The sequence below is a fragment of the Shewanella sp. FJAT-52076 genome (assembly GCF_019457455.1).
In the GTDB taxonomy this organism is placed as follows: Bacteria; Pseudomonadota; Gammaproteobacteria; order Enterobacterales; family Shewanellaceae; genus Shewanella; species Shewanella zhangzhouensis.
The window spans coordinates 2,198,758-2,210,353 of the sequence record NZ_CP080415.1; the positions used below are offsets into that span (position 1 = coordinate 2,198,758).

General features: G+C 53.9%; 8 protein-coding genes. 1 reads left to right on the forward strand and 7 read right to left on the reverse strand.

What is annotated here, in order from left to right:
* Positions 1–288 precede the first annotated feature (288 nt).
* Complete coding sequence (gene gloA, locus K0H79_RS09510; RefSeq protein WP_220064598.1) at positions 289–699, forward strand: lactoylglutathione lyase; 411 nt, start codon at positions 289–291, stop codon at positions 697–699.
* A gap of 103 nt (positions 700–802) precedes the next feature.
* Here gloA and K0H79_RS09515 read toward each other — a convergent pair whose 3' ends face one another.
* The 7 genes from K0H79_RS09515 to K0H79_RS09545 all read right to left on the reverse strand — a co-directional run bounded on the left by K0H79_RS09515 (position 803) and on the right by K0H79_RS09545 (position 11,574).
* Positions 803–3,322, reverse strand: a complete 2,520-nt coding sequence (locus K0H79_RS09515) for a TonB-dependent siderophore receptor (RefSeq protein ID WP_220075616.1) — start codon at positions 3,320–3,322, stop codon at positions 803–805.
* Positions 3,323–3,778: 456 nt separating this feature from the next.
* Positions 3,779–4,783 carry a Holliday junction branch migration DNA helicase RuvB gene (gene ruvB / locus K0H79_RS09520; RefSeq protein ID WP_011759952.1) on the reverse strand — a complete coding sequence of 335 codons (1,005 nt, stop codon included), beginning with the start codon at positions 4,781–4,783 and terminating at the stop codon, positions 3,779–3,781.
* A gap of 17 nt (positions 4,784–4,800) precedes the next feature.
* On the reverse strand, positions 4,801–5,418 hold the full coding sequence (gene ruvA, locus K0H79_RS09525; RefSeq protein ID WP_011759953.1) for a Holliday junction branch migration protein RuvA: 618 nt from the start codon (positions 5,416–5,418) through the stop codon (positions 4,801–4,803).
* Entirely contained in the window at positions 5,415–5,936 is a 522-nt protein-coding gene (gene ruvC, locus K0H79_RS09530) for a crossover junction endodeoxyribonuclease RuvC (RefSeq protein WP_220075617.1), read from the reverse strand. Before ruvC ends, ruvA begins: the two co-directional genes overlap by 4 nt.
* A 3-nt stretch (positions 5,937–5,939) precedes the next feature.
* Complete coding sequence (locus K0H79_RS09535) at positions 5,940–6,686, reverse strand: YebC/PmpR family DNA-binding transcriptional regulator (protein ID WP_220075618.1); 747 nt, start codon at positions 6,684–6,686, stop codon at positions 5,940–5,942.
* A gap of 123 nt (positions 6,687–6,809) precedes the next feature.
* Positions 6,810–8,585 carry an aspartate--tRNA ligase gene (aspS, locus tag K0H79_RS09540; protein WP_220064602.1) on the reverse strand — a complete coding sequence of 592 codons (1,776 nt, stop codon included), beginning with the start codon at positions 8,583–8,585 and terminating at the stop codon, positions 6,810–6,812.
* A gap of 190 nt (positions 8,586–8,775) precedes the next feature.
* Entirely contained in the window at positions 8,776–11,574 is a 2,799-nt protein-coding gene (locus K0H79_RS09545; RefSeq protein ID WP_220075619.1) for a transporter substrate-binding domain-containing protein, read from the reverse strand.
* Positions 11,575–11,596: the final 22 nt, after the last annotated feature.

The following is an 11,596-nucleotide window of genomic DNA, read 5'->3' on the forward strand; positions in this document are numbered from 1 at the left end:
CTGTTACCAGTTGCGGCGTTTTTCGTATAAATCGGCTTAAAACATGGAGGTTGCAAATGCAGCGAAGAACAATCCAATCACAGCTACAGTGCCCACAGCCATTTTCAGTTCAGTTTTCATCTTCTTCTCCTTTGGTGAACTTATACGGCATTATCCGATGCCATTGTGGCTTTAGCCAACACCACACTGTCAAACTGTGAGTTGCTTCAGATTTCTCCTTTTGTTCCCTGTATGCAGTACGTTTTTGCTATACTGGCCGCCATCTTAATGCCGTTAAAGGAACCCCAAATGTCTCAAATTCTTCATACCATGGTCCGGGTTGCCAATCTTGAAAAATCCATCGCCTTCTACACAGAAGTGCTGGGCATGAAGCTGCTGCGCACCTCAGAAAATCCTGAGTATCGTTATTCGCTGGCTTTTGTGGGCTATGGCGAAGAAGCCAAGGGCGCAGCCGTGATTGAACTCACCTGGAACTGGGATACCGATAAATACGATCTGGGCACAGGTTTTGGCCATATCGCCATCGGTAAAGCAGATATTTACAAGGCCTGCGAAGACATCGCCAGGGCCGGCGGTAAAGTGACCCGCGCGCCGGGTCCTGTTGCCGGTGGCACCACCGAAATCGCTTTCGTGGAAGACCCCGATGGTTACAAGATTGAGCTCATCCAGATGAAATCGGCCATGCAAGGCCTTGGCTGATTTTTACCGGGGCGAGGCATACTGACTCAGGCTCTCGTTCCCTCAATAAAAAAGCGCCCATGGGGCGCTTTTTTGTTTCTGCTTATTCAGTGTCTGATGGTTATCAGAACTTCATCGTCAGACCACCGTAGATTTGACGACCGATGGTGTCAAATACTTCAGGGATGGTGCCGCCGTCGCTGCCGTTTGGCACGTAGGATGGCTCTTCATCGGTGAGGTTCTTCACGCCCAGAGATACGGTCACATCGTCGTTGATGAAGTAAGTTGCAACCACGTTGTGATACAGCACTGAGTCTACAGTCTCATTGCGGTCGCCCAGCCATTCGGTTTCGCCGATGAAACGGTTGTAGTACATCAGACTCCAGTCGGCCTGGCCGGCCTGGATGCTGAAGTTGTTACGCACCTTGGCATAACCACCGAAGTTACCATCGCTGGTGCCTTCGTAAGCAACGTTGTCCTGTTCGAACTCCAGCAGATAGGTCAGATCGTTGTTGATCTTCCAATCCAGATTCAGGGCTTCGAAGTTGTAGGCCAGGTTGAAGTCGATACCACTGGTGTTCTGGCTACCCACGTTGGTCAGCGGGTTGGTGAAGTTCGACAGATCGCCCTCAGCGGTGATCTTGAAGGTTTCACAGGCGCTCAGAATACCGGCATGACAGTCATCCAGACCCTTCTGTGCATCCAGACGGGTAATGGCGTTGGTCACGCGGAAACGCCAGTAGTCCAGTGTCAGAGACAGACCGTCGATGTAGTTTGGAGAGTACACCAGACCGGCAGTGTAAGACTCAGACTCTTCTGGCTTCAGATCGGGATCTGAGGTGTAGTTCACCAGAATTTGTGGATCCTGCTCGTTACCCCATGGGTCGTCCAGGTAATCGTAAGAACCTGTGTTACCACCGTACAGCTCGGCTACGTTAGGCGCACGGAAACCGGTGGCAGCTACGGTACGCAGCATCAGGTCATCAGTGGCTTCATAGGTCAGACCCACTTTCCAGGTAGAGGCTTTACCGAAGGTAGAGTAGTCATCGAAACGCAGGGCGAATTCACCGGTCAGTTTCTCGGTGAAAGGCACGCTGACTTCCTGATAGATGGAGAATACGTCGTAGTTACCATCAGTTGGGTCTTGCTGAGCCGCTGTACCCTCACCGGCCACAATCACAGGATCGGGATTGTAGTAGCCGCTGTCGTAACGGTACTCAGCACCGATGGCGAAACCAACCGGACCAGCACTCAGGTCAAACAGTTCACCGCTCAGTACACCGGCAACCACATGCTGCTCGTTACCACCATCGTTACGCTCAGTGAAACCGATGTCGTTGATGATGTCTTGAGTCAGAGGTTGGCCGTTAAGCCAGGTGTCCAGGTTGTTGTAGACGGAGTTTTCCATCTTCACGGCATTGATTGAGTTTTCGACCCAGGTCTCGGCCTTGTTCTTACCATAGGTGTAAGACAGGTCCCAGGTCATGCCGGTGTTGATGTCCAGCGAACCTTGCAGGCCCAGAGAGGCGCGCAGGGTGTCGGTATCCTGATTGTAGATACGTGGACCCACATCGGTGGTACGGCGACGGTAGTTTACACGGCCAGTATCATCAGGACCGATACCGGCGGCCAACATGTCTGCATCCAGCGTGATGCAACGGGCCAAATCAACACCATCTTCACCGCATACGCCCAGCATGATGTCAGCTGGCTGAGCCGCCATTTGCTGATCAGATTTACGCTTGGTGTACAGGATGTCACCGGTCAGCAGCATATCGTCACCGACTTCCTGAGTCATGTTGGCAAACAGGCTGTAACGCTTGCTTGGAGTCTGATACCAGCTGTCCTGGGTGTAGTCATAACCTGTGTTACGGTCAACCCATTTACCATTGGCGTCTTTCACCATACCTTCCAGAGAGCCGGTAGGGATGAATGAGCTGTAACCTGGCTCGGTCCAGTCACGATCAGCCTGGATAACACCACGGCGCTCAGAGTAAGCCGCACCAAAGGTGTAGTTGCCACCGTTGTCGGTATTGAAACCGTAGAGCATGCTCAATTCGCCGCTTTCGCCGTCACCCTTGTCGGTGCCACTGCCGTTGAAATCGAACTGGAAGCCTTCAAAATCTTTCTTGGTGATGATGTTCACCACACCGGCGATGGCGTCAGAGCCATATACAGCAGATGCGCCGTCTTTCAGGATTTCTACACGGGCAATCATGGCAACCGGGATGGAGTTCAAATCTACCGCGCTGTCTGCGCCTGAACCTGAGTTCACCATGCGGCGACCGTTCAGCAGTACCAGAGTACGCTCGGCGCCCATACCACGCAGGTCTACCTGCGCTACGCCGTCTGCACCGTTGTTGGTGCTTGAACCCACGGCGGCACCCGCCATGGAGGTTTGAGCCTGCAGCATTTGGTCAACAGAGGTAAAGCCTTCAGCGCGAATGGCATCGGCGCTGATCACTGTGACAGGAGAAGCAGTTTCCATATCCTGGCGCTGGATACGTGAACCTGTTACTGCAATACGCTCTACGTCTTTGGCTTGAGCTTCTTCAGCAAACGCCTGGCTGGACACGACAGCAGAAGCACTGGTGGCCAACAGAACGCAATTGACCGCCCAGGCGATTCTCGTGGTTTTTAACATGATTTAACTCCCTGCTTATTTTGACTGCGCCTGTAAGATTTTGAATTTGGCGCAGACCCGATACTCGCCAAGCAGCAGAGAATCGTCAAACCCTCAAACTCTTAACATTTCATTTCCAATGAAACACTTATGTTCATTTCTGTTTTCCATTTTGTATGCTGCAATGTTCTATTTTTGTTTATTACTGAATATTTATTCAAATATGCAGTTACAGTCTGTCACAAGCGCTCATGTCATCAGCAAACCGGCCAGCAGCCCGTTAACAATGCAAAGAGCAATAAATGTGATCTCTATCACACTTTTTCTGTGACTCATATCGCTTAAATTCGTCCATAAGGCCGCTTTGATAACGAAATTAACAGACTCTGTTAATGAATAGCGAAGGACATAAACCCTTGTCCCATAAAAAAAGAGACCCTGAGGTCTCTTTTTTACGCAGTGTTTGAGCTGATTTAGTCAGTCCGGTTTGATGAGGTCAAAATGGCTGTAGGCTCGGGCTGTAGCAATACGTCCCCGGGGTGTGCGCTGTACAAAGCCCTGCTGAATAAGAAACGGCTCCAACACATCTTCGATGGTTTCGCGCTCTTCACCGATGGCGGCGGCGAGGTTATCCAGCCCCACTGGTCCACCCATAAACTTATCGATGATGGCGAGCAGCAACTTACGGTCCATGTAATCGAAGCCTTCGCTGTCGACATCGAGCAAATCCAGCGCAGACTGGGCAACGGCGCGGCTGATGGCGCCATCGTGTTTCACTTCGGCAAAGTCGCGCACCCGGCGCAGCAGCCGGTTGGCGATACGGGGCGTACCGCGACTGCGGCGGGCAATTTCTTCGGCGCCGCCTTCATCCATGGGCACATCCATCACCTTGGCCGAGCGGGCAACAATGGATGACAGGTCGCGGACATTGTAAAACTCAAGCCGCAGCGGAATGCCAAAACGGGCCCGCAGCGGTGAGGTCAGCGAGCCTGCACGGGTCGTGGCGCCCACCAACGTAAATGGCGGCAAATCCAGCTTGATGGAGCGTGCTGCAGGCCCCTCACCTATCATGATATCCAGCTGATAGTCTTCCATCGCCGGATAGAGGATTTCCTCCACCACAGGGCTTAAGCGGTGGATTTCATCGATAAAGAGCACGTCACCTTCTTCAAGATTGGTGAGCAGCGCCGCCAAATCACCTGCCTTTTCCAGCACAGGCCCGGAGGTGGACTTGATGTTCACCCCCATTTCGTTGGCAACGATATTGGCCAGAGTGGTTTTACCCAGGCCCGGTGGGCCGTAGATCAGCATATGATCCAGTGCTTCACCGCGCTTTTTGGCCGCTTCAATAAAGACTTTAAGCTGGGCGCGGGTGTCATCCTGCCCCGTGTATTCATCGAGCAATTTTGGCCGCATGGCGCGGTCAATCACATCTTCCTGACCCAGATCCTGGGGCTGAATAAGCCGGTCGGCCTCAATCATGGTATTCCCCTTTCACCTTAGAGCATGGACTTGAGTGCAGCCTTGATAAGCTGCTCGGGATCCATGCCCTCCTGGAAGGCACTGGATACGGCCTTGCTGGCCTGCTGAGGCTTATAGCCGAGGGACAGCAGTGCGGCAATGGCATCTTCTTCCACAGTAGCGGCCACAGGCGCCGGGGTGAAGTTGCTCTTGAGCACAAACTCGCGCTCGGCGCCCATGGAGGCCTCCATCAGGCTCTTGAGTTTGTCGCGCATCTCAACCAGCAGACGCTCGGCGGTCTTTTTGCCGACACCGGGCAACTTAATCAGGGTCGCGATATCGTCACGCTCCAGGCAGCCGATAAATTCCTTGGCGGTCATGCCCGACAAAATGGTGAGCGCGAGCTTGGGGCCAACACCATTGGCCTTGATCAGCAAACGAAACAGAGAGCGCTCTTCCTTATGGATAAAACCATACAGCAGCTGGGCATCTTCGCGGACCACAAAATGGGTATAAACAATGACCTCGGCGCCTGGCAGTGGCAGCTCGTAAAAGGAGGTCAGCGGCATTTGCAGCTCATAGCCAACACCGCCCACATCTATCAATACCTCTGGGGCGTGTTTCTCAACCAAAATGCCCTTTAAACGACCTATCATCTGTATCTTCCGTATGTTCTGACACTGGCGCGCCCACCGAGGGCCACCAGACTTTGATGGGTGTGATAATGACACATGGCAACCGCCAGTGCATCTGCCGCGTCGGCCTGGGGCGCTGCGGGGAGTTTCAGCATCTGCTGCACCATGTGCTGCACCTGGGCCTTTTGTGCCCGGCCTGTGCCCACGACGGCATTTTTAATCTGGGTGGCGCTGTATTCGGCCACCGGTAAGCCTGCCACTGTGGCCGCCACAATGGCGGCGCCCCTCGCCTGGCCGAGCTTCAATGCCGAGTCGGCATTTTTGGCCATAAAGACCCGCTCGATGGCGAACTGGCTCGGCTGGTACTGACGGATAATTTCCTGCAGACCATCAAAAATCTGCTTAAGCCTGTCGGGCAAGTCGTCCGATGAAGTACGGATGCAACCGCTGCCAAGATAGAGCTGATGCCTGCCCTGACACTGGATAACCCCATAACCTGTGATGCGTGAGCCCGGGTCGACCCCTAAAATAATGGCCATGGATTATTCCAGCGTCTCCATCACCTCATCGGGGATGTCGGCGTTATGGTAAACCTCCTGCACATCATCATGATCTTCAAGCTGATCGATAAGCCGCAGGAATTTGGGCGCAGTTTCGGCATCAAGCACAGCCCGGGTGGATGGCACCATGGTCACTTCGGCGTTCACCGAGGTAAAACCGGCGCCATCGAGGGCGTCTTTCACTGCGCCAAAGTCCTCAGGCGTGGTGTACACATCGGCACTGCCATCATCATTGATGACCACATCGTCGGCGCCCCCCTCGAGCGCAGCCTCCATAATGGCGTCTTCATCGGTGCCGGGCTCGAAACTTATCACCCCGCGCTTGGTAAAGAGGTAGGCCACCGAGCCGTCTGTACCCAGGTTGCCACCGGACTTATTGAAGGCATTGCGCACTCCGGTCACCGCACGGTTACGGTTATCCGTCATGCACTCAACCATCACGGCAGTGCCGCCGGGGCCGTAGCCTTCGTAGATGAGGGTTTCCAGATTGTCGCCATCAAGCTCACCCGAGCCGCGTTTAACCGCGCGCTCCACAGTGTCACGGGTCATATTGGCAGACAGTGCTTTGTCAATGGCGGCACGCAGACGGGGGTTGGCATCGGCATCTGAACCACCCTCACGGGCGGAGACAACCAGCTCGCGAATGAGTTTGGTAAAGAGTTTGCCGCGCTTGGCATCCTGGGCGGCTTTACGGTGTCGGATGTTGGCCCACTTGCTGTGACCTGCCATAGAAATCTCCTTGAAATGCGGATAGATGACCACTGTCCAGACTAACGAAAAACAGCGCCTGGGAAAAATGCAGTGGCCGTAAAAACAGACCGAGGCATGCGCCCCGGTTTGTTTGTGACTCTATCAGTCTTGTTTCGGCTCTTTCGGCAGAACCGCAATGCCCAGTTCCACCAGTTGGTCGGGGTTGGCATGTCCCGGCGCATTGGTGAGCGGACAAGCCGCCGTGGTGGTCTTGGGGAAGGCCATCACGTCACGGATGGAACTGGCGCCGGTCATCAGCATCACCAGACGGTCAAGACCAAAGGCCAGACCCGCATGTGGTGGCGTACCGAAACGCAGTGCGTCCAGCAGGAAGCCGAATTTCTCTTTGGCTTCTTCGTCTTCGATGCCAAGGATGCGGAACACGGTAGACTGCATGTCGCCATTGTGGATACGCACAGAGCCGCCGCCCAGTTCAACGCCGTTAAGTACCATGTCGTAGGCATCGGACACGGCCTTGCCAGGGTTGGCTTCAAGCTCGGCTGCAGTGACACCCCGTGGTGCAGTGAATGGGTGATGAACCGCGTAGAAACGGCCATCGGCCTTCTCGAACATCGGGAAGTCAACCACCCACAGTGGGCGCCACTCGCCCTGGAGCAGTTTGAAGTCTTCACCGGCTTTCAGACGCAGGGCACCCATGGACTCAGCAACCACGTTAGCCTTATCGGCACCGAAGAAGATGATATCGCCATCACCGGCGCCGGTACGGGCAATGATTTCCTTGATGATGTCTTCATTCAGGAACTTGGCCACAGGTGACTGAATGCCTTCAAGGCCAGCCGCCAGGTTGTTGACCTTCATCCAGGCCAGACCGCGGGCACCGTAGATACCCACAAACTTGGTGTAGTCGTCGATTTGCTTGCGTGACAGCTCGGCGCCGCCGGGAATACGCAGCGCAGCAACGCGGCCTTCTTCGTCGTTGGCTGGGCCGGAGAATACGGCAAACTCAACGGCTTTAAGCAGATCGGCTACATCAACCAGTTCCAGCGGGTTACGCAGATCCGGCTTGTCGGAGCCAAAGCGGCGCATGGCTTCGTCCCAGGTCATTTTCGGGAATTCGCCCAGATCCACGTTCATCAGCTCGAGGAACAGGTTACGGATCATACGCTCGGTAGTTTCCATCACCTGATCAGAGCTCATGAACGAGGTTTCGATATCGATTTGAGTGAATTCAGGCTGACGGTCGGCGCGCAGGTCTTCGTCGCGGAAACACTTCACGATTTGATAGTAACGATCGAAACCGGACATCATCAGCAGCTGTTTGAACAGCTGTGGCGACTGTGGCAGCGCGAAGAACTGACCCTTATAGGTACGGCTTGGTACCAGATAGTCGCGGGCACCTTCCGGGGTGGCCTTGGTCAGGATGGGAGTTTCGATATCGAGGAAGCCGTTGCCATCCATAAAGCGACGCACAAAGCTGGTCACCTTGGCGCGGAAAATCAGACGCTGGGCCATCTCGGGACGGCGCAGATCCAGATACCGGTACTTAAGACGGGCTTCTTCGCTGTTGTTCTGGTGGTTATCCAGGCTCAGTGGCAGTGGGTCGGCGGCGTTGATGATGGTGAGCGCCTTGCCCAGCACCTCAATTTCACCGGTTTTCATCTGGCTGTTCACCTGGCTGTCAGGACGTGGGCGTACTACACCTTTAACCTGAACACAGAACTCCGCACGCAGGCTGCTGGCTACGTCAAACACGTCTGGCAGATCGGGGTCGTAAACCACCTGAACCAAACCTTCGCGGTCGCGAAGATCCAAAAAGATCACACCCCCCAAATCGCGGCTGCGGTTTACCCAGCCAACGAGGGTGACTTCTTGTCCGACGTGAGACTTATTAACGTCTCCACAATAATGACTGCGCATTGAGAGTTATCCTTTTTCCTGCACCGGTGCGGCGGAAATCTGATTGAAAATTGTGACTGGGCATTATAGAGAAAGAATGCCCTGAGCCAAAGCACTTCACTTTTGGTCGGTGAAGTATCCAGCAAGTTTTTGCCATTGACCAGAGGCCCAGGCCAGCAAAATGCGACGAGTGCGCAAAAAAAAGACACTCTCAGGCACTGCGATAACCATTACCTCCCGCCTGTTTGGCGAAATACATCATTTTATCGGCTTTTTGCATCAGGCCTATGGGGTTGTCGCTGTCGGACGGGAAAATGGCAATACCGATACTGGCCGACAGCTTGAGGGTCTTTTTGCCGATATTCAATGGCTCGCCAATGCGGGCAATCAGGGTTTCAGCCACCTGACAGACACTGTCGAGATCGTGAATTTTGTTGAGCATCACCACAAACTCATCGCCGCCAAACCGTGCCACTGTGTCGGACTTTCTGACAGCTTCGTCCAGCAAGTTAGCCACCTTAACCAGCACCGCATCCCCTGTGACATGCCCCTCGGTGTCATTGATTTCTTTAAAGCCATCGAGATCCACAAACAGCAGCGCAAATTTACTCTGCTCACGGCAATGGAACAAGGTTGCCTGTTTAAGGCGGTCGTCCAGCAGCATACGGTTTGGCAAGCCGGTTAGCGGGTCGTGGCTCGCCAGATGGGCAATACGGGACTCGGCCTCTTTTCTGGCCTGGATTTCGCTTTTAAGGCGCCTATTAATTACGGTAATCACCAGCACCAGCAGGGTCAGCAGTGCCAAGGCAACCGCCACGCCCTTCATATAGCGCTGATAACGGACCAGGCCAGTGTCGAGCTTAATATCCATCCAGCGACTGTAGATTTCCTGCACCCTGGCTTTGTCGAGCCTGGCAATGACCCGATTGATAAAAGGCAGAAGTTCCGTGTGTTTCGCTGACACCGCTATGTGGCTTTTCTGGTCCGCAAAATCTGCCAGCAGCGACATTTTCAGTTGCTGATACTGACCTGCGCCCAATTGGCTTGCGACTGTCACCACCTTTTCAAGGAACACATCGGCCTTACCGGATGCAACCGTTTGCAGCCCCGATTGACTGTCGGGCACCAATACCAACTTGATGCCGGGGTATTCAGCCATCAAACGGCTGATAATCTGATACCCCTCGACTACCGCCAAACGTTGACCTTCCAGCTGTTCAAGGTTGAATACGGTCACGCTTTCCAGAGGGCTCACCAGTGCCCACGCAGAGGGCCAGTAAGGGTCTGAATATCCCAGTTGCCCTTCCCGCTCGGCGGTTTTTGCCACGCTGCCCGCGATATCTATGTTGCCTTTCGCAAGGGCGCTTATCAGATCGCTCCATTCCTTGAATGGCACGGATTGGATTTCGATGCCGAGCATGGTTTCCATCATCTGGGCAATGTCGGAGTTAACACCGGCAAAGTTACCCTGCTCATCGACAAACTCCATCGGCCCCCAGTTTTCAAGAAACCCCATGCGCAGGGTACCAAGCCCATCCAGATAACGCCGTTGATTGTCTGTTAGCTCTATATGTTCCTTGTTTTTCAAAAACACATGATCGCGGCTGTTGAGCATCCATTTTTGTTCGATGTCTGCCAGCTCTTTCCAATCAATCATGTTAAATCCCGAGGCAATTCGATTGGCAAGCCCCTGATCTCCCTGACGGATCAGGGCATAGATTTCGGTATCAAACTCAAGGGAAGGCACCTGGTGGAATTCAGACCAGCTGCGATTGAGCAACAAGTAATGTTGGGTCCAGGCGGCGGCCGCCACAAACCCGACAATATCTCCCTGATGCACAGCGGTGAGCATTTCGTCCATGCCCTGATAGAAACGGATTTGGGTATCGGGTAAGGCGGCCTTAAGCTCTGCCACATAAGGTGCTGTTGGAAATACACCCAGACGTTTGCCCTTTAGGGCGTCCAGCTCATGACTTTGATCGCCATACAAAAACAACCGACTCTTGATAGTGTACATATGCCAGGCGCGGTATAGCCCGGTATTCATATCCTCACTTTCCGGATAGCCGATATGCACATCGGCACGCCCCGAACGTACGTCCTCAAGACTGCCGTTCATATCGCCGGGGATAAAGTTAATGGGGATGCCGGTTTTTTCTGACCACAGCCGCCAGATATCAACGTAAAGCCCGTGGGGCTGACCATCGCCACCCAGGTCGACAAAGGGCTCAACCCCCAGTTGCATGGCGATAGCAAGACCACTTTGCTGACGCTGATACCCCAGCCAGCGACGCTCGAGCTTGCGAACAAAATCGTCGGCAACATTGGCAAAGCCTTCGTTTATCTCCCGGATAAGCGCATTTTTGCCCTGCCTGACCGCAGGATGAAGTTTGGTCTCGCGCACCAATACCCGGGTATTAATGGGAAACTCAGCCGCGAGTTTCTGCTGCAACGCCTGATCGCGCATATACCCTTCCATCCCGGCAAACGCGACAAGCTCTCCCCGGTATGCGGCTTCAAGCAGGGTATCGCGGGTCGGGAAATAGCGAAACACCAGACCTGGCTGGCGGCGGCTGAGCTCCTGCTCAAAGGTGGAGCCCTGCACTATGCCTATTTGGAAGGGTTGAAGTTCTTCAAGTTTTGTACGCCCCTGCAATTGTTTATGCAGGTAGACGTAGGTGTTGACATCCGAAATGGCGTTTGCAAAAGCAAACTTGGCTTCGCGCTCAGGATTGATCGCCATCCCCAAATGAACATCGGCGCGCCCTTCTTCCAACTGCGCAACCGAATCGCGCCACACCCTGCCGACAAATACCACCGGGCGACGATTAACCCTCGACCACTCTTTCCACAACTCCACCAATAATCCCTGTGGTTCGCCATCATCATCGAGGAACTGAAATGGATAGCTGTCTTCTCCCATCACCAGCACCAAAGGCTTTTCACTGGCATGGAGCACGGAAGGTATCAGGAGGCTGAGGAAAAAAAACAGTCGCAGAATAAGCTTCAAAGGGCACACCCAAAAGGTCAAA

What these genes read in the sequence shown, in the direction of transcription:
- gloA (WP_220064598.1), top strand. Translation starts at nt 289, where the DNA reads ATGTCTCAAATTCTTCATACCATGGTCCGGGTTGCCAATCTTGAAAAA.
- K0H79_RS09515 (WP_220075616.1), bottom strand. Translation starts at nt 3,322, where the DNA reads ATGTTAAAAACCACGAGAATCGCCTGGGCGGTCAATTGCGTTCTGTTG.
- ruvB (WP_011759952.1), bottom strand. Translation starts at nt 4,783, where the DNA reads ATGATTGAGGCCGACCGGCTTATTCAGCCCCAGGATCTGGGTCAGGAA.
- ruvA (WP_011759953.1), bottom strand. Translation starts at nt 5,418, where the DNA reads ATGATAGGTCGTTTAAAGGGCATTTTGGTTGAGAAACACGCCCCAGAG.
- ruvC (WP_220075617.1), bottom strand. Translation starts at nt 5,936, where the DNA reads ATGGCCATTATTTTAGGGGTCGACCCGGGCTCACGCATCACAGGTTAT.
- K0H79_RS09535 (WP_220075618.1), bottom strand. Translation starts at nt 6,686, where the DNA reads ATGGCAGGTCACAGCAAGTGGGCCAACATCCGACACCGTAAAGCCGCC.
- aspS (WP_220064602.1), bottom strand. Translation starts at nt 8,585, where the DNA reads ATGCGCAGTCATTATTGTGGAGACGTTAATAAGTCTCACGTCGGACAA.